A 24656-nucleotide genomic window follows, 5' to 3' on the forward strand; every position below is an offset into this window, starting at 1 on the left:
ATGCGCCGCTGCGCTAACGGAGAAACGGTTCGTTTTGTATTCTCTCATGCTATCCCTTCTGCCGGTCCGCTGTTCCCGCGGCAAGCAGCGAGTTCAGCTGCTCGAGCAGATTGCCCCCGCCGGAGAGCGAGATATGCCCGATCTTCTCGCAGATCTTCTCCAGAAACTCCAGCTCCTTCAGGCGGTAGAGTGTCTGATTATCATCCATCAGCTTGGCCGTATTCAGGAGGCTCCGTGTGGATGCCGTCTCCTCCCGCCGGGTGATAATGGTCGCCTGCGCCTTCTTCTCGGCCAGCAGAACCGTATTCAATATGTCCCTCACCTCGCCCGGCAGCACAATGTCCTTCACACCCGCGGACAGAAACTCCACCCCGTACTGCTTCCCCTGCTCCTGCATGCGCGCAAGCACGAATCCCGCCACCTCCTGCTTCATTCGCAGCAGGTCATCCAGCTTCAGCGTTCCCACATATTCACGCAGAACCAGCTGCAGCTGGATGTAGAGCTGATCATCCAGCGACTTGGTCTCCAGGGAGCGCAGCGGGTCTGTAATCCGGTATTGGCTGACAAAGTTCAGGCGCAGCGCCACCTTGTCCTCGGTCATGATTTCCTGGCCGATCATGTCAAGCTGCTGCCTGCGCAGGTCAATCGTCTTGACCGCCACCGAAGTTGGCCCTTTCCAGAAGTAGTAGGATCCCGGAGCAAGCTCCGCCTGCATAACGTGGTTATAGTAAAGAATGCCCGTCTCATGACTTGCAACATGAAACACCTGCAGCCAGCTGACCAGCTTGGGAAGTACGGCCCGGTCTACATGCTCCGGAACCTTCGGCTCGCGGATATCCACCCGGTCGAACCGGTGCTTGTTCAGCAGCCTCCAGAAGGCATGAGTTCCAGCACGCAGCACACCTGCGAACGTGCCGTTCTCGTAATGAAGCACCAGCTCATGGTCGGCGACCTGCACCACTTCCAGCGCTTCGAGCAGTTCTGCGTCCTGCAGGAACAGGCGCAGGTCCATGTCTTCTACCACGAACGGCTTCGCAATATCCAGCACGGCTACCTTCTCCTCGGCAAAAGGCATAAGCCTGTGAACACCTTGTCCAAGCAGCTTATTATAGCTTCCTCTTCTGAACAGCAGCCCTCGCTCACCATCACGAATCATCACTTTGTTAAACATCTATGTATCCTCCTTAAGCAGCCGTTATAGCTGCACAATCTGCGTTGCCTGAACCGGAATTCTCCTGGATGAAGAATCTTGGCTTCAACCCTGTTGAAGAGATTCAGCGGCTGCGGAATCCTGTTTGAGCTTCGGGATCAGCGGGCCCTGCCTGCTGCTTCTCCCCGGATCACGTCCACACCCCTGCATACAGGCTGGCCGGTACCCGGATCTTGAACAGCCGCATACCCAGCATATACCCGAAGCGGTATCCACGGATTGCTCGGCGCCGCTCCAGTGTGCATGTACAAGCCACTGAGGCATCCGGTATCAAGCCGTTAGTTGTTGTTTAGTCCGGTTTGCACCGGACAGCTCTACCAAAGAATCGTCCCATACGATTTGGGGAATCGAACCCCAAATATCTGCGGCCGCTCCAGCATACGGACGCACATCGTGCGCCGCACTGCGAGACCTCAGGAAGTCTGCGCTACCCGGATGACGGCCCGGCATTTCTCATGCAAGATTGATCTTAATGCAGATTCACCCGCGCGAACATGGCGAAAGTATTACGACATGCAAATAAGAGACAACAAAACAGCGGCCTGACCAGGCTGTAGAATAGTCCTGGTCGGCCGCTGATATATACCCTAACAAACCCTGTTCCTGCCCTGCTGCTTCGCCCGGTATAACGCCTTGTCTGCTTCTTCCAGCAGTATGACTGCTTCCTTATGAGGCGGAGAGGAGGACACGCCAATCGACACGGTTATCGTAATGTCTTCGCCAGAAGGCATAGGAATACTGATATGGGTAATTTGGCTTCTCCACCGCTCAGCTATAGCAGTGGCTTGCTCATACGAAGTATTCCACAGCAGGGCCGAGAATTCTTCCCCGCCCATCCTGGATACCAGATCCTCGGTCCGGGAAGATTCAATAAGGAATTTTCCCAGCCGCTGCAGTACGGCATCCCCCGCTGGGTGGCCATACGTATCGTTAATGGTCTTAAAATGGTCGATATCAATCATCAGGAAGCTGACCGGATGATTGTTGCGGATTGCTTTTTCCAGATAGCCTTGAAACATGGTGTGAAAATGCCTGCTGTTGCTCAATCCTGTAAGAAAATCACGCTTAAGCTGTTCCTTCATCAATTGATGGTTCCGGTTCGACTCCGCAATGTAATGGGCTGCAATATAGACCAGGAAGCCAGCCGGCACGGTTACCAATCCGTATTCAACAATGATAACCAGCAGATCATAGCCCTTGATGTAAAGCCGCAGAGGGATTACATTAACCAGGAAGCCAAAGACGTTCATCCATACCCATTTCTGAAGGTGAGATCTCTTGGAACGCGTTATGATGACATAGGCGATTACGGAGCTTGCAATGATCAATACGCCAACAATAGAAGAAGAGGCAAATGGAAAAAACGCTAACCGGGTTAGAATTAACACGGTCCCCGTAATAAATAGCGAGAGCATCCCCCCGTGCAGTACAGACAGAATCAAGACCATATAACGCAGATCCAGCCGGATACCATCATTAAGCTCGATCCCAAAGAACATAAGAATGGAACCCAGTAAGCCCGCTGTTAAACCTAAAGCTATCTTCATCTGGAGATTTCCAGAAACTTGATTATTTTTGAATAATGCTCCACCGATAAACATGAAGGAAATCATGATACATAGATGCACGAACAGATCCTTTAACATTGTAATCTCCTCAATTGGTATGCGGATGCCATGACAATTCATTTTAGTCTACCGTGAGAATGATGTAAATTCAAATTCATCTGGTAAATACTATCTTTCATTCAATAGATTTCAACGCCTCGGTCATATTATCCGGGAAACTTTCCTTTTGAGCAGTAAGCTGGAGAGAATGGTAAGTAAATAGGTGAGCATAACGGATACCGCAATGACTAATACATTGGTTTCATCAGGAATTTGCTGATGAGAGCCGGACAGTGCCTTTACGATCATCATAAAGAAATAGCCGCTTATGGGTAAGGCTGCCATTACCGCAAGCGTGGTTAAGATCATATTCTCAACAACGACTAGCTTATAAATTTTGTTTTTCTGATAGCCTAATACCTGAATTGTTGCAGCTCACGATTCCTCTCATAGATGTTTATAGAAGATATCGTATAGATCGCTCCGAAGGAGAGTATGACAGCACAGATAATAAACATAATGATAGCCGAGCGGCAAAAAAAGGCAGCCGCTGCGGGCTGCCTTGTCCTCATGTATGCTGCTGTCAGGGTCCTGAGCGGAATGCCTTACGCTCCGCGAAGCTTATGCTTGCCAGAGCCAAGCTTTGAGGCGATCAGCTGCCGCAAAGCGGAAATATCAGCCTCCGAGCTCATGGAAGCCTTCGGAATGATCAGCGAGCGCATTTTCCCCATATAGATCAAGAAATGGCTCTTCGTCTCCACTGCCTTATATACATCATCCCAAGCCATGCTTCCTGTACCCGTGGCATTCGTAAACGCAATATGTTCATTCGTGAAGACGAAATGCTGCTCCTGCTGCAAGAGCTTATCCGAATTATAAACCCTCCGGCTCCGCCATTTCAGGCTGAGCAGGAAAAAGCCATAAAGCACGAGAATTAGCAGCAGGCCCGCTCCGATTACAAAAGGCTCCAACAACGCTTCCACTGAACCAGTCTGATAGACTACAGCACCCAGGAACAGTAAGAAATAGAACACCATCGCAACCATCCGGCCAAACCTGCCGTGCCACAAATTCAACCGGTAATAATCCTCGTAACTCGTTGTAAAGCTTAATTCTACGTTGTTCATGTACAGGTTCATGCTCCTTTGTTCAAGTATGTCTGCAAGGATTCGACACACCCGGGACCAGTACCTGCTGGAATTAGGTTAATTCTCCACCAACAGCTCATTCTTCATAACGGTGACCGCCTGACCTGCCATCAGCACGCGGTCCTGCTGCAGCTCAAGCTTCAGCTCCCCGCCCCGTGCAGAGGCTTGGTAAGCATGCATCCCGGTCCTGCCTAGCCGCTCACTCCAATACGGAGCAAGAGCGCAGTACGCTGAGCCGGTTACCGGGTCTTCATTAACGCCAACGGCCGGGAAGAAGCATCTTGAGATGAAGTCATAATGGTCAGCACGGCTTGTTACGAGAACTCCTCTTGTCGGAATGGTGTGAAGCAGGGAGAAATCCGGATTCAGGCCGCGGACCTCCTCTTCCGAATGTACTTCAATGAGATAATCAAACCGGTTGCGCCCGACGAACACCGGGTCCTTCAGCTTCAGCGCTTCCAGAAGCTCTGCAGGATATTCGGTTTTGCTAACAGGCTCAGCCGGGAAATTAAGCTCAATCCAATCCTTCTTCTGAACGGCTGTAAGCAGACCGCTCTTCGTATAAAAGTTCGCCCGCTGCCCGGCACCAAGCACCTGCCTCTCCCACAGCATGTGTGCGCTCGCCAGCGTCGCATGGCCGCACAGCTTAACCTCGGCCGTGGGTGTGAACCAGCGAAGGGAAAACCCGTCCTGCTCCGGATACAGAAAGGCTGTCTCCGAGAGATTCATTTCCGCTGCAATGTCCTGCATGAATTCATCCGTCAGCGGCTCTGCGGTCAAGCATACCCCGGCGGGATTTCCCTTAAAGGGCTGAGCCGTAAAAGCATCGACAACATAAATGGGCAACGTCACATTCATCACTCCAATGGATAGGATCTAACTATGATACCTGCTTTCCTATCACCTTGTCATGCAGGACCACCGACAGCAGCAGCATGCCCGGCCACCAAGGAATGATGAATCTGGACTTGCCGGTCATTAGATGCATTGATGGCCTTGATCTTCTTCTCCGTGCCGCTGATGGCTTTGCGGATATGGGCCCACTGCTCTTCGGCTGGATTCGTTGTCACCCTGGCGACCTTCCGTTCCATGCCCGAATCTGCCTCGAATATGATCTTCATCTAAGTGGTTCCTCCTTTCAAAGCCTATATTATCGGCGTTCCGCCGCCAAAACGGCTATCTTGCGGTTTCCTGCATTTTTGAAGGTTTGTTGCGTTTAACCCTATTCCAAAGCCGACGGGCCTGCATTTTCCTCTATGTAACGCACTATGCGCTGTATACCGTCCTTGTACTGGTCTCCGCCGTTGAACGATTCGGTTGCTCCCCAGAACTCACCCCGGCCCTCGTCAGCACAGACCCAGTAATCCAGGTCATGTATGATCCGGTGCATATATCTGAGCGCATCGGCATCCTGCTTGCCGTCCGCTATAATCGCCAGCTCCTTCAGCCTGGACATATCAGTCTCTGCGCCATCCAGACCGGTCAGCTGCTGAGCGAGCTTGTCATATTTATCGGGATTGAGAAGGCCTGTCGACTTAATCTCCTCCCAATACGGTGCCTTGCCTTCACCTGAGAAATGAGCCCATCTCCCATAACCTAACCGGTCGTTGAAAGCCCCGTGAATCCAGGCGATCTCCTCCAATGTCTGCAAATCCAGCTTCATGACCGCCGTAAGCCGCTCTCCCCGGTTGTTCAGCGGCTTGTCTTCCGCCTTGTAGTACTCCGTATTCGCCACAATAAACAGCACATTCCACAGGTACACCAGGCTGCACACCGCCAGAGTGCCCAGCAGAATGATGATGACAGACTTCTTGCTCCGCAGATTCAACATCAGTCTCCTCCCGCCCTTCTTATAGCAAGGACGAGGAAATGGTCATTCGGGTTACACACAAAAAAACGATTGACCGCTGCAAGCTGCAGGGACAATCGTGTATCCGATTCTTCGTTCATTCAAACCGCATAGTAGCCTCATCCGCTACCATCTGGACATCCTCAGCTGTGATGGTGATGATCGGATAGCCGTCCTGCTGCTGGCGCTTCAGCGCCCGCTCCCGGTAGAACCGCGGGCTGCCCTCGCCCGCATCCTCATCATAGAACAGCAGCATGCCGTCCGTCTTGCGAAGCAGCATATCATCCCGGGCCTTCAGCTGCCAGCCGCCGCTGTAGGGCTGGCTGCTGACCTCGCCATAGTAGTCGATCCCCTTCAGGATCGTCCGGTAATAGTCCTGGCGTTCTTCCTTCCACTTCTCTTCCGGCTTCGCATAAGCGGCCAGGATTGATATTTTGAACTGCGGATACTCCTGCTTCAGCTCAATTCCCAGCTCACAGGCCCACAGGTCCACCCCGTAGCTGCCGGGTGTAATCATCCACTCCAGTCCATCCTCGATCAGCGGCACCAGCCGGTCCCGGATCGCCTTTTGGATGAAGGGGATGCCCGGATGCTTCTGGTTGAAAATCTGCAGCTCATGCGCCCGGTACCCGGTAACCAGCAGATTCTTCATTTGATCCAGCCTTTCTCACGCGAACGAAGAATGGCTTCGATCCGGCTGCTGACGCCAAGCTTGTCGAGAATAACCGATATATAATTGCGCACCGTTCCGGTGGTGATCTGAAGCTCCCCGGCAATTTCCTTCGTGCTCCTGCCGTCTGCCATCAGTTCAAGCACCTCCTGCTCACGGTCGGTCAACGGATTGGCCTCGCCATACGCCTCATCGACAAGCTCCGGCGCATAGATCCGCTTGCCAGCCATAACAGCCCGGATTGAATCCGCAAGCTCCTCGCTCGGGCTGTCCTTCAGGAGGTAGCCGTTCACGCCGGCCTTCAGCGCACGGCCAAAATATCCGGATCTCGCAAACGTCGTCAGGATAATCATTTTACAGCCGGTGCCCTTCAGTTCCTCGGCTGCCTCCAGCCCGCTCTTCAAGGGCATCTCGATGTCCATGACACAGACATCCGGCTGATGCTCGCGGACCAGCTTAAGCGCTTCCTCCCCGTTGCCTGCCCGCCCTACTACCTGCATATCTTCCTCAAGATCAAGCAGCGAGGCGAGGGCGCCAAGCAGCAGCCGCTGATCTTCCGCTATTACGATCCGTATCATGCTTCCGCCTCCTTCTCCTTGCCCGGCTGTTGAACCATACTTGGTACGCGCAAGATCAGTGTGGTCCCGTCCTCCGATGTAATATCCAGACTGCCGTTCACGAACTCCAGCCGCTCCCGCATGCCCTGCAGCCCATTGCCGACCCGGTCCTTCGGCCGGTCCTCAATCCCGACGCCGTCATCCTTGACCAGCACAACCAGCTCCGTTGCCGCAGGTTCAATAACTACGGTGCAAACCGTTGCCCCGCTATGCTTGACGACATTCGTAACGGCTTCCTTCATCGCCATGCTGACTACATTCTCGGCCATCAAGGAGGTGTTAAGCTGCTTCGGGTCACCCTTGAGCACAAATTCAATCTCAGCGGCGTCCAGAATCTGTTCGATGCGAAACAGCTCATCCTCAAGCCTGGTGCCGCGCATCTTGGTAACCATCTCCCGCACTTCCTTGAGTGCGCCGCGCGCTGTCTGCCGAATATCCGACATCTCCTGCTGCGCCTGCTCCGGGTCCTTCGTCATCAGCTTGCCGGCCAGATCACTCTTCAGACCGATCAGCGACAGCTTCTGGCCCAGCGTATCATGCAGGTCGCGCGCGATGCGCTGACGCTCCTCCAGTTTCACGAGCTCGGTGATCCGCTTGTTCGCGTTCTCCAGCTCACCCTGCAGCTTATCCTGTTTGTTGCGGTTATAGGTTGTTACCGGCAGCAGGATAACTCCGACCAGACTGATCAGCACGAAGGGCAGCTGCTGGATATACACCGGGTCCCGTGTCACAAAACCGATATTGACTGTCACGACCGTGGTCACCAAATGAACGGTATACAAAACGAAGAAACCGACCCGATGCTGAATATTACCAATGAAGAAGGCCAGGAACAGTGCGAAGTAGACATACCCGAACAGAAGCGTCATCGTAAGCGAAATGGCGATCTGCACACTCGTCCAGAAATACATCACCCACCCGCGTGTTATAAACGACAGCACATAGCAAATAAAGAAGACCGTAATCATCACGATGCCGATTACGATCTCTGGTGTGGAAGAAGAGCGGAAGATGAAGTAGAAGGGCAGAATGAAGAATACAACCCAGACATAAGGGCTTAGGCCCGTGCTTTTATGAAAAATATGATGCCACTTCTGCATGGCTGTTCATCCTTTACTCTTAACGTCATTAATCTACGCCTAATTGTAGCGGAAGGACGGCCCGTGAGCAAACACGGGCCGTCCTCTTAAACCTAATGGAGCCTTGGCTTCTTCACGCTAATCGATTTGGCCGCCTGTCCGCCCTGGCGGAGCAGCGGCTTGATATCCTTGAAGGTGACAAAATTCTTCTTATCTTCATCCCACAGCTTGAATTTGAGCGACTTCAGGCTTGTAGCCAGTGTAACCGTCGTCGCCTTCTGCAGCGGAGGCGTAGCTTCATGCGCTTTTTCCAAATTGTAGTTCGGCACCCGTGGACTCAAATGATGCACATGGTGGAAGCCAATGTTGCCGCTTAACCACTGCAGCAGCTTCGGAAGCTTATAGTAAGAGCTGCCTTCAACAGCCGCTTTCACGTAGCTCCACTCATCCTCATTCTCATAGTACGATTCCTCGAACGTGTGCTGAACATAGAACAGCCAGATTCCCAGCATACCGGATAAGAAGAAGACCGGCCCCTGGACCAGCAGGAATGACTGCCATCCGATCGCCCAGATCAACAGTGCGTAGAGCACAGCGATGGAAATATTCGTTATATACGTATTGATTTTCTCCTTGCGTCTTGCTCCCCGGCGGTTAAAGCGGTACTGCAGCAGGAATACAAAGATCGGGCCAAGTCCGAACATAACAAGCGGGTTCCGGTACAAACGGTAGCCCAGTCTGTGCATCGGCGACAGCTGGAGATACTCATCAACCGTCAGCATCCAGATATCTCCGATACCCCGCTTATCGAGATTGCTGCTCGTTGCGTGGTGAACGGAGTGGCTGTGCTTCCACTGCGCGTAAGGGACATGTGTCAGTACACCCGTAATGGTGCCGACGATATCATTAGCCTTGCGGCTCTTGAAGAAGGACTGATGGCAGCAGTCGTGAAAAATGATGAATGTGCGGACAACAAAGCCCGCCGCAAGTATGGTTAAGGGCAGGGTAATCCAGTAGGATACGGATAAACTAAGGTATGCGCCGTACCAAAGCAGCAGCAGCGGCCCAATCGTATTAATCATCTGCCAGATGCTTGTTTTGATATCGGTTTGCTCATAGGGCGCGACATTGTTCTTCAACTGTTTGATGCCGGATTGGCTCATCGTTGTTTACCTCCTCATGATGACGCGAGCGTATCGCCCTCTTACGTCCATTACATTTTCCTATCTTCATTATAGAAAATGTACCCACTAGACAGTAAGTCATAAACGTCTGGCTCAAAGTATGACAAATGTCATACCGCTTGGACTTATCGGGTGCTGTTACCTCTCAAGAAGGGCATCGCCAAGAAGCCCGATACCGGCCTCAATATCTGATAAATGTGCGTTTGTCACATTCAGCTTCAGCATGGCGGACTGGGGAAACCCCGGCAGATAGTGCTTGTCTATCCCTTCCACCAGCACCGAATGCTTCCGCAGCCGGCTCAGCACGCGCGACAGTGAAATCCTTTTGTCCAGTATCCAGCGCCCCCTGTGACAGCATAGATGTATCAATATCCAAGGTCCGCTTATAGCGGCAGAACGTCTCCACCAGAGAATCCGGAACCACAGCAGCACCCACACGCAGTCCCGGAAAAATTATCTTCGAGAAGCTCTTAAGATAAATAATCTTTCCACTATGGCCGTACGCAAACAGCGGGTCCGACTTCCGGTCCTCATCCAGATCCGCCATATAATCATCCTCAACCACATACACGTTATACTTCACGGCTAAGTCGACGATCCCGCTTCTTCTGCTCCTTGGTATAAGAGATTCCTAACGGATTGTGAAGGCGGGGCATGGTATAGAAGAACTTGATCGTACCGCTGCGAAACAGCCGCTCCAGCTCGTCCATATCCACGCCTTCTGCGGTCCGTGTGATGCCGCGAGCCGGCACTCCATGCGTCAGCAGATGCTCGATGAACAGATGGTAGCCGGGCTGCTCAATCAGCACCGTCTCCCCGCTCCCGGGGAATGGCATCAATGCCAGTACGGCAAGCGCCTGCTAAACCCCTGAGGTCATGACAATGTTACGCTCTGCCTTGGCTGCCGCCTTCATCGCCCTGATTGCGGCCGGGCAGCGGCCTGCTCTTGGGCGGAAAGATCTGCTCGCCATTATGCCAATGGCCTTATTTTACCCATTTTTATTCTTTTCCTTCCAAACCTTTGGCCTTGTTTACACCACATCATCGGAAGCCGGAATTATTCATGCCACCGTTCCGATCTTCACCATGCTGCTTGCCGCCAGCTTCCTGAAGGAGAAGTCCACCTGGCTCCAGAAGCTGTTCACCCTGCTGACGGTGACAGGGATCGTATCGATCTTCGTCCTGAAGGGCGTGCAGTTCGAAGCGGCAAGCTTATCCGGTATTCTGCTGATCCTGCTGTCCGCTCTGTCTTCAGCCGCCTACAGCGTGCTTGCCAGAAGGCTCACACAGCGGCTTCCGCTGCTGCAGCTGACCTTTTACATGAGTCTGACCGGATGCATCGCCTTCAACCTGATGGCCGTCGCCCGCCATGCAGCGGGTGGCACAATTCATCAGTATGTGGAACCATTCACTCATCCCGCCTATCTGGGGGCCCTGCTGTATCTTGGGGTGATGTCTTCCCTGGTGTCCTCCCTGCTGTCCCACTATGCCTTGTCCATTATGACTGCCTCCCGAATGAGCGTGTTCAATAACCTGTCCACGATCATCACGATTATCGCGGGGGCGGTAATCCTCGGTGAAGAGCTTCGTGCCTATCACTACACCGGTGCAGCGCTGGTCATCACGGGGGTGATCGGGGCAAGTCTTAGCAGAGAGAAAGCGGTGAGGGAAACCCACAGCAGCCGGTAGAGGGTGAGACAGATCTACGAGGGATGAATTTCACGATGACTTTTTGCCGCTGGGCGTAAAATTAAGGGGCTGTCCCATAAGTCATAACGACTTAAGGACGCCCCTCCTTCAATCTATAAAACAATAGTTCCAGACAAATGGAAGATCAGCCTTGAATTTTCTCTAACGAATCTGACAGTCGCTATTTGCCTCGAATACGCCGATGCTGTACTGTAACGAATCTGAGCGTCGTTAATGCCCTAATAATTCAGGTAATTTGACGAAAATCGCCTAATAAGGTGTCTCAGGTTCTTTACATTTGAGAAAGCTTCGAATTTACGAGTTTAGCGTGTATCAGGTTCGTTAGCCGTGCAGCAACGAGGTATTTACGCCTGTTTCTTTTATCGTGCGTACACTCCTGCCTGGTAAACGGATAGTCCCTTACAGTCTGGCGCCTTAGTTCGGCGCCTCTACTACTGCTTACCTTACCAGACGCAGCCCGCTGACCAGTTGAACATTAGCTTTAGGACTAGCGCCTGGCTGCGACCGGAAGCTGGATTTCCGTCAGCCACTCTTCCGGATCGGATTTATTCCAGATCCCGTCGATATACGATTCTCTCGGCAGTCCGCATATCTCGTAGCCATTATCCGCAATCCATTTCATAATATCGGCGTACGACCGGCCAATCGTCGTATAGGGACCCTTGTGCAGCAGACAAGCCGCCGTATCCACAGCATCAATCCGCTTGAAGGTTAAGGTATCTGTGTCTGTCCCGAATTCTGTGACGGCTTCGCAAATTTCGACGTCGATATCCTGCTCCTTGTACTCGCCATCGTGGTACAGCGTGAAGCAGTATGCAGGAACCGCACATTTCACGTTCTGCTTCTCCATGCTCGCTCCCATCTCAGGAAAGATAGCAAAATAAGCCGAGCTGTCCTTGATCGTAGTCCGCATGGAAGCGACGATTACTTCCGGCAAAGCTTTGACAATAACATGTGCCATAGAAGACACCTCCTTGTTTAATCGCTGCAGCTGGTGTTCAATGAGCCGCAGCTTCCCCTGCTCCTCGGCGATGAATGCTGTAACCTGAGCCTTCTTGTCCGCCAATGCACGCCGCATCTGCTCCTCGCCCATTCCTTCGCTGCTCAGCCAATAGCTGATCTCCGGCAGGGAGAACCCGATCTGCTTAAGCCCGAGTATGGTATGGAGCCGCTGCAGCTGGTCCGCGCAGTAGTAGCGGTAGCCTGTCGATTGTTCCACATAGGCCGGCTTCAGCAGTCCAATCTCATCGTAGTGCCTGAGCGTCTTGACCGTGACCTTGTTCATCTGTGAGAATACGCCAATTTTATACATGGTTTTAAAATCTCCTGTGCGCACATTTGATTTCTGTATTCATCATAATTGCTCCCCTTGCAGGAGAGTCAACGGTCTATTTCAAGTATTTTGTGCAGGGCTGGCCGGCATTTTATTACCTGGGAAATGATTTTTCGACAGCAGGCATAAGAAGAAGGGGCAAAGACCGCAGTCTCTGCCCCTCGTTACGTCCGTTATTAGCGCTGAACCTTCTAGCTCTCTACCTTGAGCGCGTCGATAATGTTCTCCTTCTTCAGCTTGCGGCTCGCATACATCATCGTCAAGAAGACGATGATAAATACGCCTGCCACACAGTACCCAATCTCCCTCCACGGCAGCGAGAATTCGAAGGTGAAGACGCCGCTGAAGCTGTAGTACATCCACAGGCTGATCAGCATGCTGACCGGCAGACCGTAAGCGAGTGCCTTCAGCCCGTAGAATATGGATTCATAGTTCATGATTTTGTTGAAGCCTTGAGGCGTCAGTCCCACCGATTTGAGCATGGCAAATTCCCGGCGCCGCAGCGCAATATTCGTACTGATCGTGTTGAAAATATTCGTGACGCCGATCAGCGTGATTAGGCTGACGAAGCCATAGAGGAAGATGCTGACGACCGTCTTCGTCCGTTCCACCTGCTCCTGTACACCAACCCTGTTGTTAATAAAAACTTTCTCTTGAGCCGTATAGTCCGCGCTTAAACCCCGCACCTGTTCTTCGAATTGGATGTAATCAGTGTCGTCCGACAGCTTCAAATACAACTCATAATTTGCGGCGTCACTAATGGGGTAAGACCGGGTTTCCATTAGCTCCTCGTAAACCTCTTCAGATAGAATAAGATTCACCGAATCCGGGTACGTGGTCGCCACGCCAAACGGATAGTTCTCCGTAACTGCGCCAATCACTATATCCATTTTCTTAGGTGGTTTATCATCTATATTTATCGAGGAATGGAGCGAGATTTTCTCACCAGCTTTGATATTGGTTGGCGCATATTCAACCAGCTTAGGCCCGTCAATCGTATTGGCATTAATCAGGATACCTTTCGGTTCATCAGGATTATGAAACCCCTCTGTCTCTGCTCCAATAGAGGATGCATAGGCATCAAACTGCTCATTATTCAAAGCATATATATGATAGCTCAGGCGGTATCTGTCTGGGCCGCTCGAGAACATACTCAGGTAATCCTCATCTCCATCCTTAAGTTTACCTGCTATATAAGAGCCAAAACGGTTTATGTCCATATCTTGATCCACGCCGTAATGCCTGCGCAATAGCGAATGCTCGCTTACACCGTTCAATTCAGTAACCTCTTCGTAGAAAGCTAATTCATCCTGAGGCAGTACCTCTAGTAAATCTATTGACATATCATAGGTCATCTTCCCATAGTACATATTGCTGCTCGCAAACCCGTAGGTCATGAAGGTCGAGAACGAGACGAACAGTACGATACTAATGAACAGTGAGAAGACCGTTGCCCGGTAACGCTTGCTGTTGCGCTTCAGGTTCTTGAGCGCGAGTTCTCCCTCAATGCCGAACAAGGCTCTGGTCAAGCGGGAGGTGCGCAGCTTCTTCCCCTTGATCTTGATATCGGTGGTCAGCCGGATGGCCTCTACCGGTGAGATCTTGGAGGCGCGCCGCGCCGGCACGTAAGCCGACAGGAAGATCGTAAGGGCAACGAAGAGCACCGTTACAAGCACCGTATAAGGCGAGACGATCAGCCGCAGGGACACATCGACATTACCGCCATACAGGGAATCCGTCAGCAGCCTGTTCACAAAATGGAGCGTTACCCCGATCCCCCCGATACCCGACAGGATGCCGACCGGGATCGCAATGAGGCCCAGAACCGTTCCTTCCAGGAAAACGACCCGGCGGATCTGACGCGCCGTTGCCCCGACGCTGGACAGCATGCCGAACTGCTTCTTCCGTTCGCTGACCGAGATCGCGAATGCGTTGTAGATGACCGCCACCGAACCGACCACAACGAGCAGGATAATAATAAGCCCGATGATCTGGAACATCTGGTTCACGTTATCACGGTCGGAAACGCCCAGAAATTTGAGAAGCTCCTTGTTGTAGCTGACCCGCTCGGCCCCTGCTTCTTCCCCCATGCCAGGGGCTTTATCATAAATCTTCCGGGGATTATCCGAGACGATCGACACGTTGACACTGTCAGCGGGCTCCAATGTGCTGCGGTCCAGATAACTGATCACCGTGACACCCGGCTCAACATTTGATTCAAAGTTAGGACGATGGATGATACCAGTTATCGTGTAAGTTTTTGTCATCAGGATTTCCAGCTCTTCGTTATCTGACAGAGGCTCTTCCCCCACCGGAGTGCCATCCACGACTCGTCTGCCAATATCCAATGTCAGCGTATCGCCGATCTTGAGCTTCTCTCCCCTGCCGTACAGAAGCTCCTCAGATATAACAAGCTCCCCATCCTTCTCAGGGAGCCGGCCTTCCTTCAGCTTCACGGGGAAATGCTCAAACGCCGTCTTGTCATAGCTTCTCACTAGCATATAGGGCTTGCTGGCGTTGGCCGGCTGATCTAATCCGGCATAACCCAGCCTCTTGCTGAACATGGCCGTTTCGGTGTATGCGTGTTCCTCTATATATTTGCTGTTCTCCAGCGGAACATTGATGAACGTGGCATGATGGCTGCCGTCGGTCTGCTTCGCCCCTTCCACCATGACATCCTGAAAGCTGGCTATCAAGGTTGCGACCCCGCAGATCATCGCCGCTGACAAAATAATTCCGATCAGCGTGACGACCGTTCGGCTGCGATTCAGCTTCAGATTGCGAAGGGTTAGCTGCCAGATGACATTCACGACCGGATCACCTCATCCTTCACGACCTGTCCGTCGCCAAGCGTGATAACCCGGTCTGCCTGCAGCGCGATCTGCGGGTCATGCGTGATCATAATGAGCGTCTGGTTGAAGCGCTTGTTCGAGAACTTCAAGAGGTCCAGTATTTCCTTCGAGTTCTTGCTGTCTAGGTTGCCTGTCGGCTCATCGGCCAGCACCAGCGCGGGATGGCTGATCAGCGCCCGCCCAATCGATACCCGCTGCTGCTGTCCGCCTGAGAGCTCATTCGGCAGATGCTGCGTCCGCTGATTCAAGCCCAGCGTCTCTACTATCTGCTGCAGCTGCTTCTTATCCACCTTGCGGCCGTCGAGCAGCAGCGGCAGCGTAATATTTTCCTCCACATTCAGAATCGGGATCAGGTTGTAGAACTGGTAAATCAGGCCGATCTGCCGACGCCGGAAGATCGCCAATTGGGTTTCATTCAGGCTGTAGACATCCGTCCCGTCGATGAATACCTTGCCGCTGGTCGGACGGTCCACCCCGCCCAGAATGTGAAGCAGCGTCGATTTGCCTGAGCCGGAAGCTCCGATAATCGCCACAAACTCGCCCTTGCTCACGCTGAAGGATACGTTGTCGAGAGCCTTGACCTGTATATCGCCTTTACCATATATCTTGGACAGATTCTCTACCTTCAAAATTTCCATAAGAGAAACGACTCCTTTAAGGTTGATAGGCTCAGTATAAAGGTCCAAAATGACTATCCGGTGACAGCGATGGTGACAATATTGTCACTTTCCTTCACTCTTGAAGAAGGTGATCGTAAAGGTCGTACCTTCTCCCAGCTCACTCTTAACGGCAATATCGCCGCCCTGAGTCCGGACGATGGCATGCGCCATCGCCAGACCGATCCCCACACTGTCGTCGCCGGCATTCTTCCCTTTATAGAAGCGGTTAAAAATGTAGGGCAGGTCTTCCCGGTCGATACCTTCGCCTGTATCGGTGACTTCCAGTCTGGTATAGATCGGGTTGTCCAGCATGGCGACCCGGATTTGCCCGTGCTCGGGTGTATGCTCCACCGCATTCTTAAGAATGTTGATCAGCGCTTCTAGGGTCCAGTTGAAATCGCCGGTCAGCATAATTGGTGTGTTGCCCGCCCTTCCTTCACTGCGCTGCTCAATCACAGCCTCAATCATCTTGATTTCGAGCGGAATGCTGAGCGAATCCAGCGCCTTATTGACCAGCACCCGCAGCTCGTAAGGCTCCTGCTTCATGGCAGCCGTACCTGCATCCAGCTTTGATAGCTTAAGCAGCGAAGTAACGAGCCAGTCCATCCGCTTCAGCTGCCCCCGCATGCGGGACAAGAACTCGGCCGCCTTCTCCTCCCCTGGTCCCTCCTGCAGCAGATCATTCAGCACGAACAGGGATGTCATGGGTGTCCGCAGCTGATGCGAGATATCTGCGATCGAAGCCGCCAGGCTAAGCTTGTCCTGCTCGGACAGCTCCGACTGCTCGCGCAGCATCGTCGTAATTTTGTAAATCTCATTCTTCAGGATGCTGAGGTCGCCCTCATCGTTATCCCGTATATCCAGAGAGTCGTCGCCCTCCGCGACCTTCTCTGCATAAGCCGTAATCTGCTGCAGCTTGTTATAATGCCGCTGCTGCGTGAACAGGATCACGGCCGTGAAGCCGCAGCAGGCGAGAATCGCCAGAGCCGCATACAAAGCCAGATTCAACCGGAAGCTCTTCTGGATCAAGTCAGAGCCGTTGGCCAGCAGGTCGGATGCATCCAGGCCGTACTTGGCAAGAATGACCTTGCCTGACTCTACATGGCCTTCTTCCGGATGCTGCAGCTGCTGTACGATCAGCCGGTCCGCATCCGGATAACTCGCCGTAATCGTTCCCATAATGGCAGCGTAGCTGCGCCCCAGCTCTTCCCGGAGCATATGCGTGCTGTAGAGGGACAGGCCGGCTGCAATCAGCAGCAGTACTCCCGCCAGCACGAGCAGCACCATGAGCAGCCGCTTGATCTCCGGATTTCTACTCAGCATGAGCCGTTCCTCCCGCCCGGTATCCAAGACCTCTCACCGTCTGGATAATCTGCGGATTCTGCGGATCATCTTCAATCTTTTCCCGCAGCCGCTTGATGTAGACCGTCAGCGTGTTATCATTGACGAAATCGCCGGCCACATCCCAGATAGCCTCCAGAATCTGGCTGCGGCTGAGCACCTGCTCCTCGTGGGAGGCGAAGGTCAGCAGCAGCTTATACTCCAGGGCCGTCAGCGTAACTTCGGCTCCATTCTTGAAGACACGTGCTTCAGACGTATAAATCGTCACATTGCCGAGCTGAACCTCGGCCTTCCTTCCCGTCTGGCTGCGGTAGCGGCGCAGTACGCTCTTGATCCGCGACACCAGCTCCCGCACACGGAACGGCTTAGTCACATAGTCATCCGCTCCCATATCGAGGCCCATCACGACATTCACTTCATCATCATGTGCAGTAAGGAAGATAACCGGCGTCTCGCTGTCCGCACGGACACGCTGACAGATCTCAAATCCTGTGCCATCCGGCAGTGAGACGTCCAGCAGATAGAGGTTGAACGTCTCCCGGCCCATCAAATCCTTGGCATTCTTGACACTATGGCATACGCGGGTTTCGAAGCCTTCCTGCTGCAGCGAATATTCAATCCCCATCGCAATGGTCTTGTCATCTTCTACAATTAGAATCCGGCCCAACTTAAAGCCCTCCCACACGAACGATCGTTTATCATACAGCTTCTTATTATACCAGTTCAGGTACCCGCGGGGCTTTAACGGATTTTTAATTTATAACGTTAAAAATATCATTTACATATTGAATGTGAGGTGTTTAAATGGATAGATATTCATAAATGAGTTTCATTTTTTTACATACTTCAAGTAATGAGGTGGTGCTGTATTGGATAGAGTCGACTGCAAAATATTGGAGCTGCTCCAGGAGAATGCCCGGATATCAATGACCGAGCTGGGCCAGTCGGTTGGATTATCCACCCCTGCTGTCAAGGAGCGAGTCAAGAAGATGGAGGAGCGCAACCTGATTGAATCCTACCGGGCCATCGTGAATCCCGAACAGCTGGACAAGCATGTAACAGCCTTCATCCTGTTTGACACCACCGCCTGCAAGCCGTTCAGAGAGTTCTGCCAGGCTCATCCGATGGTATATGAATGCCACCGCTTAGCCGGTCAATACAGCTATATGGTGAAGGTCGTGTCCGAGTCCGTTCAGGAGCTGGAAACATTCATCGACGCTTCGATGGCATTCGGCCGCCCGTCCACCTTCATCAGCCTGTCCTCCCCGGTCAAATACAAGCCAGTCCTGCCGACGCTTGAGGCTTCAAGCTAGATAGTGCAGGGCCTTTGTAAATGCAATTATGTTTTAACAGGACTTCCCTTCCTATACCGGAATATGGATAGTCCTGTTTGCTTTGTGCTGAAGATATAAATAGATTATTCCTTCTGTTGACAAAAAAGCTGTCCCGACCAGGATAACCTGGGAGACAGCTTTTTTCGCTTAGTAAGTATTGAGATGAAAGTATGCTGATAGGAGCTTACGCCTGCAAAGCTGCTTCTACAGTCTGTCCGTTATCTACAGCTTCGCTGCCAGTCTGCTCAAATGCAGTATCCCCAACAGTCGTGCCCGCCGGCTCTGCTAACTCCGCTCCCGGTGTTTCTGGTTCCATTGTTCCAGGAACTCCTTCAATTGGAGCATAGTCGTTCTGATCGTCATCTCCATACAACGGTTCTTCAATAAAATCAGTTCCATCCGGGCCTTCGGTAAGGCTCACTGCCGGATCAACATCCGTCAGCTGATTAATTGTCGTGAAGGTGATTGTTCCATCCGCATGTACGGTCATTTCAAACACGACCCAGTACCTCTCCGAAGCACCGGCAGGCACTTCATATACCGTTGGTTGGGATACTGAACCTTGATAGACCTCAATCTTAGCACCCGATGCCGCTATTGTGCTTCTTCCCGAGTAATGATGAATATAGAATTTGTATGTCCCTGGGGTAAGACTCCGGATGGTTGTTGTTTCCGGTCCGTAGGACGTAACATCATCCAAATCTAGATCTGCAATCAGATTTCCATCATATCTGTATTGTCGGCCGCCATACCAAGTGTGGAACTGCCCACTCTGCACACCTGGACCAATCAGATGGGAATCTAGGTCTTCCGGGTCTTTACCCCACGTCAGTACAATCCGGACTTCCCCGCTCTTCGGCACTTCAATCGCAGTCTGATTCTGATCCATGTTCTTCACATTTCCAGCAGCAACACCGATGAGGTAAGTTGTAATATAAGGGGTGCCTTCACCGCCAAGCTCGCCCGTATAGATACCAGGCTGCAAGTAGATAAAGTAATTGCCGTATTGGTCCGTTACCGCTTCACCAACAATTGGACCCGATTGCGCATTCAAACCCTTACGAAACTTGATCGTCAAGCCGGCGACATCCTGTCCGGCTACATTCTTGATATAGCCGCCAAAGCCGGTCAATCTGAATGTGCCACTCTGACTGCCTGCAAGAACGGTGGAATCTTCAGCAGCAGCAACTGTGACATACAATGTATTTCCATAGCTGTTTACTGGCGTGAATGTGATTGTTCCATTACTGTACTGGAGGTTCTCAAGCTCAGTCTTCTCACCGTACACCACAGCTGTTACAGAGAGATCAGACAGCGCCAGTCCAGCCAACTCTTGACTAAATTGCAAGTTTACTGTGCCGTTCGTTACATGGACGCCCGTTATATTCGGGTAACCCGCCGCATCAACGGTTACCGTCACAGGTATTTCGACGTTGTATGAACCGTATTGTGCACGAATGATAGTAGCGCCGTTCGCAACAGCTTTTACAACTCCCCCCCTTACTTCAGCAATGGCTGCATCATCACTGCTCCATGCAGCAAAGGAGGTCACATCACGGTTGCTATTGTCATACTTAATACCTGTTAATACAATCTGCTTCGTTGCACCAATCGCAGTCAGCGTCAACTCCTGCGGCCCATACACCACTCTTGTGACAGAAGGGTCAGCTGCCACAGAAGGAGTAGTATTCAGTCCGCCGAAATCCACACCCTCTACGTTAACCGCTGCAGAGCCGATCGTGCCTTGGCCGGCAAACGATACCACTGCGCTAGCAATCAGGCGGGCAACCGTCGAACCTGCACCAAGGTTGAAGGTTGTGCCGATCGCTTCCTCGAGAACGTTCAGATCATTAATAGAGGAACCTTCTGCGACATTAATCGTCACCTGCTGTGCGTACACATTCAGATTATGGAAACGTCCGTTGAACGTAATAGCCGCGTTATGCGGCACACCAGCTGTCACCGTTACATCTCTGATCTCTCCAACTCCAGCTGTTGTTTCAAGAATTGCACCCGATTGAATTTCCAACTGCTGTACATTCGTGCCGTCTTCCAGCACCAGACGGATGCTGCCGTCACTCTTATTGACCACCACAGTTGCCAGCACGGAATTTACAACATGAATACTGTTTACTCCGCCGCCTCTTACAATAGTCATACCATTAACCGTTACCTGATCAAGGGCAACATCTCCGTCACCAACGTCAGCGGTAATCGTCAGATTGCCAGCAATCGTCGTGTTCTTTAGTGTTACATCCCGGGAACTAATTGTCAGGCTGCCATCCAGGTTGCCAAAGGCATACACGCCCGGTTGTGAGATCACTCTGCCTTCAGGCACAACAACAACCGGATCATTATCTTTACTTCCACCGCCGCTGTTGCTTCCACCGGTACCATTACCGCCGCTGGAGCCGCCGCTTGGCGAGCTGCCTGTCGTTCCTGTCGGCGCAGGCTGCTGAGTAGTCGGCTTTTCTTCTACCGGCTTCTCTACTTGTTTAACCGGAACAAGCTCCGCAGCTTTATTAATATATACATCCTTGTTTGTAACAAACTCATAAGCTAGACGAGCCAACGCCTGGCGGTCGGCCTTACCGGCAGGGTTAAATCCGAGCGAGCCGTCTTTGCCTTGAATCCCCTTGATGAATCCAAGCTTGTAGGCAAAGGACACAGAGCTCTTAGCCCAAGCGGATACGCTTGCCATGTCAGCAAAATCTTTCGTCAGTTCGGCTTTACCCGCTGTTTCCTCAAGCCCAAATGCACGGATGAAAAAGACAGCCAGCTCTTCTCTGCTTACCGTCTTGTTCGGAGAAAATGCGGTTGCAGAGGTTCCTTGAGTAATACCCGATTTCACCAAAGCTCCCACATAGCCTGCATACCAATCCTTGCTTGCCACGTCTTTGAAGGAAGCGGCTGCCGCCTGATCCTCATTTAGGTTCAGCGACAGGACCAAAATCTTAGCCAGCTGAGCACGGGTCACCGTCTCACCTGGTTTAAACGTTCCGTCTTCAAATCCATTAATGATACCCTTATCTACGAGAGCTTGAATCTCTTCCTTCGCATACGAGCTGTTAATGTCGCTCAGTGCCGGCTTGCCGGCCGGAGCTGCCGCCCCAAATACGCTTGCCGAGAACATCGATACCATCAAACTGAATGCGAGTAAAGCCGATAGGGTCTTGCGCAGTTGCTTTTGACTCACTTTTGTACACTCCCTATTTGTATATTATTGAAGCTAGATGGCAATCCACAACCAATAACCCAGGTTCTAAGAACTATAATTGCATGTCGAAACCTAAGATTATAGGTCGTATGAATTAGTTTTATACTAGCACCATTCGACAAATTCCACAATATACCTATATGGGAGAAAGATAGAACTTTAAGATTACTTAAGAATAGTGGACAAAGAATGTCCCAGTTACTAGAAGAAGACAAATTCCCAAGATGACCACCACCCTAGACAGCACAAAAAAAAGCATGACAGACGCCACCCGGTCTGTTACCAGATGTCGCCCACCATGCTTCCAATAAACCTCAGCTATTAATTTGCAAGAGCGGGGGAAATCGTTCCGTCTCTTGTATGGTTCAAATAACACTTACTGGCTTAAGTCCGATCAGACTCCTCCATGAAAGCCCGCACTTCCCGCCAGCCGGGCAGGGCAGGAATGGCCCCCGGCCGCGTTGTCGTCAGCGCTGCTGCTGCGTTGGCAAAGGCCAGCATGCCCGCAGCCTTCTCCCGGTCGATGCCATCCAGGCCGCCCGGATGCAGATGCAGATGATGCAGCAGCGCCCCGATGAACGAGTCACCAGCGCCCGTTGTATCCACGGACTGCACCTTGTGGCCTGGAACAGACGCGGTGAAACTCCGGGAATACCAGTCAGCGCCTGCCGCGCCGCGCGTATAGATGACATGCTCCACATCACCGGTGAACAGCGAGGCAATGCCCTCCTGTTCGTCCTCTATGCCTGTGATGAAGGCAAGCTCCTCGTCACTGATCTTGACCAGCCGGCTCAGCGGCAGAAACTCCAGGATCGCGCGTCTGCAATCCTCCGGGTTCTGCCAGAGAGGCAGCCGCACATTCGGATCAAAGCTGATGAGCGCGCCTGCCTCCCTCGCTTTGCGGATCGCTGCGAGATGCGCGTATTTTACCGGCGCTTCAATCAGATCCACCGAGCCAAAATGCAGTAAGTCTCCGCTGCTGAACCAGTCGCCGATCTCTTCCTCCCGCAGCAGCATGTCTGCACTCGGATTCCGGTAGAACGAGAACTCGCGGTTGCCGTCCTCCTGCAGACTGACGAAGGCAAGCGCCGTATTCGCCTCTGTCGTCCGCAGCACCCGTGACACATCAGCGCCTGCCGCTTCCATCGTCTCCACCAGGAAGTCGCCGAACGCATCGGCACCGAGCTTGCCGATGAAAGCCCCGGTTCCGCCGAGACGCGCCACCGCGCATGCCACGTTGGCAGGCGCCCCGCCCGCAGCCTTGCTGAAGGATTCGACATCCTTCAAGCCGACACCCTTGCGGTCCGGCATAAAATCAATCAAAGCTTCCCCAATTGTAAATACAGTCGGCATCGTTTACTCCCCCAGCCTGATATCCCATTTGCGCAGCGACTTCAGCACGCAGCCTGTGCCTTCGGCGAATACCCGGATGCCAAGCGACTCCGGCTGCGGATAGATTCGCGCTGTCATGACCTGCTCTCCATCACCGATGAACACTTCCACCGACGACTTGTCCACGAACACGCGAAGCTTCAGTGTGCCTTCGGCAAGACCAACTGCCGCCCGCCGCTCGCCGCCCGGCCCCATTCCCGACCGGTCGCGGTTCAGGAAGACCATCCCGCTTGCTGCATCATAACCCAGTACCGTCTCATCCGCCGCGCCGGTCCGGAGCTTCAAGCCGAACTGCGCCGCCTCTCCTGCCGCAAACTCAGCCTCCAGCTCGTAGCAGTCACCCTTCATGTCCAGCTCTGTCTCGCCAGTCAGCGGCGTAACACCAAGCTGTTCCAGCTCGCCCCGGTATGCCTCCAGCTCAGGCAGCGGCCGGTACAGCACCCTGTCCCCGTCCAGTACCGCCTCACGCGGCAGGCTCATCGCCCCGGCCCAGTTATGGCCGAGCTGCTGGGTCGGCATGTCCGCTTCCCACATGTCCATCCAGCCGATTACAATGCGTCTGCCCTTGTCGTCGAGTGTGGACTGCGGCGCATAGAAGTCAAAGCCGTGGTCGACCTGCTCATTCCGCTCCGGGTGGAACACACCCTGCTCTGCGTCAAACCTTCCGACAACCGCCATCGTGGAATGCAGGTTGCGGTACTGCTCCCCTTGAGCCGGCATCCGCTGCGGGGACAGCATGAACACATGCTTGCCGCCTAGCGGAAACAGGTCCGGGCATTCCCAGTTGTCGCCGAAGCGCCCGTCGCTTGCAGCCAGTACATTCACGTAGGTCCACTTGCGCAGATCATCCGAGCGGTACAGCAGCACAAGCCCGTTGCCCTTCGCATCGTTGGAGCCTAGCACAACATAATAGCGTCCCTCATGCGTGAACACCTTAGGATCGCGGAAGTCCTTACGGCTTACCCCCTCGGGGATCTCGTCATATCCGATGACGGGGTTGTCCTCCAGCTTGGTGAAGGTTACGCCATCCTCCGATATGGCAATTCCCTGAGACTGCTTGTAATCCCGGTCCTTGTCCGGTCCGGTCATCACATGGCCGGTGTACATCAGCACCAGCTTGCCGTCCTGCTCGATTGCGCTGCCCGAGAAGCAGCCGTCCCGGTCAAATTCCGTATCCGGCGCAAGCGCGACCGGAAGGTAGGTCCATTTGAACAGATCGCGGCTGACCGCATGCCCCCAGTGCATGGGCCCCCACACCGAGTCATACGGATAATGCTGATAGAACAAGTGATACTCGCCGTTAAACTGCACGAACCCGTTCGGGTCGTTCATCCAGCCGACTTCGGCCATCAGATGATAGTGAAGCCGGTAATCGGGCCGCACCTCCGCCTTCCTCTCAAGGATATAACGGTCGGCACGCTCCCGCGTATACGTTCTCTCTTGCTGCATCCCCT

General features: G+C 52.8%; 23 protein-coding genes and 1 pseudogene. 2 read left to right on the forward strand and 22 right to left on the reverse strand.

Going from position 1 to position 24656, the window contains the following annotated elements:
• Nucleotides 1-49 precede the first annotated feature (49 nt).
• The 14 genes and pseudogenes from DNH61_RS25505 to DNH61_RS27305 form a co-directional block, all read right to left on the reverse strand.
• Nucleotides 50-1171 (reverse strand): slipin family protein, encoded by a 1122-nt coding sequence (locus DNH61_RS25505; RefSeq protein ID WP_111149785.1) that lies wholly within the window; start codon nt 1169-1171, stop codon nt 50-52.
• 137 nt (nt 1172-1308) lie between these two features.
• The gene (locus DNH61_RS26585) at nt 1309-1455 is read right to left on the reverse strand and encodes a hypothetical protein (protein ID WP_181438883.1); all 147 of its coding nucleotides are present in this window, start codon (nt 1453-1455) and stop codon (nt 1309-1311) included.
• A gap of 342 nt (nt 1456-1797) precedes the next feature.
• Nucleotides 1798-2757 carry a GGDEF domain-containing protein gene (locus tag DNH61_RS25510; protein ID WP_181438884.1) on the reverse strand — a complete coding sequence of 320 codons (960 nt, stop codon included), beginning with the start codon at nt 2755-2757 and terminating at the stop codon, nt 1798-1800.
• A gap of 196 nt (nt 2758-2953) precedes the next feature.
• Nucleotides 2954-3338 (reverse strand): annotated as a pseudogene (locus tag DNH61_RS25515) (FtsX-like permease family protein); the annotation flags it as partial.
• A gap of 84 nt (nt 3339-3422) precedes the next feature.
• Nucleotides 3423-3944 (reverse strand): YcxB family protein, encoded by a 522-nt coding sequence (locus DNH61_RS25520; protein ID WP_181438885.1) that lies wholly within the window; start codon nt 3942-3944, stop codon nt 3423-3425.
• A gap of 78 nt (nt 3945-4022) precedes the next feature.
• Nucleotides 4023-4817, reverse strand: coding sequence for a PhzF family phenazine biosynthesis protein (locus DNH61_RS25525; protein WP_111149813.1), 795 nt, complete (start codon nt 4815-4817; stop codon nt 4023-4025).
• Nucleotides 4818-4873: 56 nt separating this feature from the next.
• Nucleotides 4874-5086 carry a hypothetical protein gene (locus tag DNH61_RS25530; protein WP_111149788.1) on the reverse strand — a complete coding sequence of 71 codons (213 nt, stop codon included), beginning with the start codon at nt 5084-5086 and terminating at the stop codon, nt 4874-4876.
• Between the two features lie 101 nt (nt 5087-5187).
• On the reverse strand, nt 5188-5796 hold the full coding sequence (locus tag DNH61_RS25535) for a hypothetical protein (protein WP_111149789.1): 609 nt from the start codon (nt 5794-5796) through the stop codon (nt 5188-5190).
• A 115-nt stretch (nt 5797-5911) separates the two neighbouring features.
• Nucleotides 5912-6466 (reverse strand): SLOG family protein, encoded by a 555-nt coding sequence (locus tag DNH61_RS25540; protein WP_111149790.1) that lies wholly within the window; start codon nt 6464-6466, stop codon nt 5912-5914.
• Complete coding sequence (locus DNH61_RS25545) at nt 6463-7062, reverse strand: response regulator transcription factor (protein ID WP_111149791.1); 600 nt, start codon at nt 7060-7062, stop codon at nt 6463-6465. The genes DNH61_RS25540 and DNH61_RS25545 overlap by 4 nt, the downstream gene beginning before the upstream one ends.
• Complete coding sequence (locus tag DNH61_RS25550) at nt 7059-8201, reverse strand: sensor histidine kinase (protein WP_111149792.1); 1143 nt, start codon at nt 8199-8201, stop codon at nt 7059-7061. Before DNH61_RS25550 ends, DNH61_RS25545 begins: the two co-directional genes overlap by 4 nt.
• 92 nt (nt 8202-8293) lie before the next feature.
• Complete coding sequence (gene desA, locus DNH61_RS25555; protein ID WP_111149793.1) at nt 8294-9343, reverse strand: Delta(5) desaturase DesA; 1050 nt, start codon at nt 9341-9343, stop codon at nt 8294-8296.
• Nucleotides 9344-9545: 202 nt separating this feature from the next.
• Nucleotides 9546-9947 carry a hypothetical protein gene (locus tag DNH61_RS27300; protein ID WP_146241170.1) on the reverse strand — a complete coding sequence of 134 codons (402 nt, stop codon included), beginning with the start codon at nt 9945-9947 and terminating at the stop codon, nt 9546-9548.
• Nucleotides 9937-10173 (reverse strand): hypothetical protein, encoded by a 237-nt coding sequence (locus DNH61_RS27305; RefSeq protein ID WP_146241172.1) that lies wholly within the window; start codon nt 10171-10173, stop codon nt 9937-9939. The genes DNH61_RS27300 and DNH61_RS27305 overlap by 11 nt, the downstream gene beginning before the upstream one ends.
• A 73-nt stretch (nt 10174-10246) precedes the next feature.
• Here DNH61_RS27305 and DNH61_RS25570 point away from each other — a divergent pair, with 73 nt between their 5' ends.
• Nucleotides 10247-11053: a DMT family transporter gene (locus tag DNH61_RS25570; RefSeq protein ID WP_245948333.1), complete on the forward strand. Its 807-nt coding sequence runs from the start codon at nt 10247-10249 to the stop codon at nt 11051-11053.
• A 508-nt stretch (nt 11054-11561) separates the two neighbouring features.
• Here DNH61_RS25570 and DNH61_RS25575 read toward each other — a convergent pair.
• The 5 genes from DNH61_RS25575 to DNH61_RS25595 all read right to left on the reverse strand — a co-directional run bounded on the left by DNH61_RS25575 (nt 11562) and on the right by DNH61_RS25595 (nt 17926).
• Complete coding sequence (locus DNH61_RS25575; RefSeq protein ID WP_111149797.1) at nt 11562-12386, reverse strand: MerR family transcriptional regulator; 825 nt, start codon at nt 12384-12386, stop codon at nt 11562-11564.
• A 212-nt stretch (nt 12387-12598) separates the two neighbouring features.
• Nucleotides 12599-15217 carry an ABC transporter permease gene (locus tag DNH61_RS25580; protein ID WP_111149798.1) on the reverse strand — a complete coding sequence of 873 codons (2619 nt, stop codon included), beginning with the start codon at nt 15215-15217 and terminating at the stop codon, nt 12599-12601.
• Nucleotides 15214-15897 (reverse strand): ABC transporter ATP-binding protein, encoded by a 684-nt coding sequence (locus DNH61_RS25585; RefSeq protein ID WP_111149799.1) that lies wholly within the window; start codon nt 15895-15897, stop codon nt 15214-15216. Before DNH61_RS25585 ends, DNH61_RS25580 begins: the two co-directional genes overlap by 4 nt.
• 84 nt (nt 15898-15981) lie before the next feature.
• The gene (locus DNH61_RS25590; protein ID WP_245948334.1) at nt 15982-17241 is read right to left on the reverse strand and encodes a sensor histidine kinase; all 1260 of its coding nucleotides are present in this window, start codon (nt 17239-17241) and stop codon (nt 15982-15984) included.
• Entirely contained in the window at nt 17231-17926 is a 696-nt protein-coding gene (locus DNH61_RS25595; RefSeq protein WP_111149800.1) for a response regulator transcription factor, read from the reverse strand. Before DNH61_RS25595 ends, DNH61_RS25590 begins: the two co-directional genes overlap by 11 nt.
• 202 nt (nt 17927-18128) lie before the next feature.
• Between DNH61_RS25595 and DNH61_RS25600 the strand changes: the two genes are divergently transcribed.
• The gene (locus DNH61_RS25600; RefSeq protein ID WP_111149801.1) at nt 18129-18572 is read left to right on the forward strand and encodes an Lrp/AsnC family transcriptional regulator; all 444 of its coding nucleotides are present in this window, start codon (nt 18129-18131) and stop codon (nt 18570-18572) included.
• A 205-nt stretch (nt 18573-18777) separates the two neighbouring features.
• Here DNH61_RS25600 and DNH61_RS25605 read toward each other — a convergent pair whose 3' ends face one another.
• The 3 genes from DNH61_RS25605 to DNH61_RS25615 all read right to left on the reverse strand — a co-directional run bounded on the left by DNH61_RS25605 (nt 18778) and on the right by DNH61_RS25615 (nt 24651).
• Nucleotides 18778-21789 (reverse strand): S-layer homology domain-containing protein, encoded by a 3012-nt coding sequence (locus tag DNH61_RS25605; protein WP_111149802.1) that lies wholly within the window; start codon nt 21787-21789, stop codon nt 18778-18780.
• Between the two features lie 405 nt (nt 21790-22194).
• Nucleotides 22195-23163 carry a PfkB family carbohydrate kinase gene (locus DNH61_RS25610; protein WP_111149803.1) on the reverse strand — a complete coding sequence of 323 codons (969 nt, stop codon included), beginning with the start codon at nt 23161-23163 and terminating at the stop codon, nt 22195-22197.
• 3 nt (nt 23164-23166) lie between these two features.
• Entirely contained in the window at nt 23167-24651 is a 1485-nt protein-coding gene (locus DNH61_RS25615; protein ID WP_111149804.1) for a glycoside hydrolase family 32 protein, read from the reverse strand.
• Between the last annotated feature and the right edge of the window lie 5 nt (nt 24652-24656).

This window comes from Paenibacillus sambharensis (genome assembly GCF_003233845.1).
Taxonomy (GTDB): Bacteria; Bacillota; Bacilli; order Paenibacillales; family Paenibacillaceae; genus Paenibacillus_I; species Paenibacillus_I sambharensis.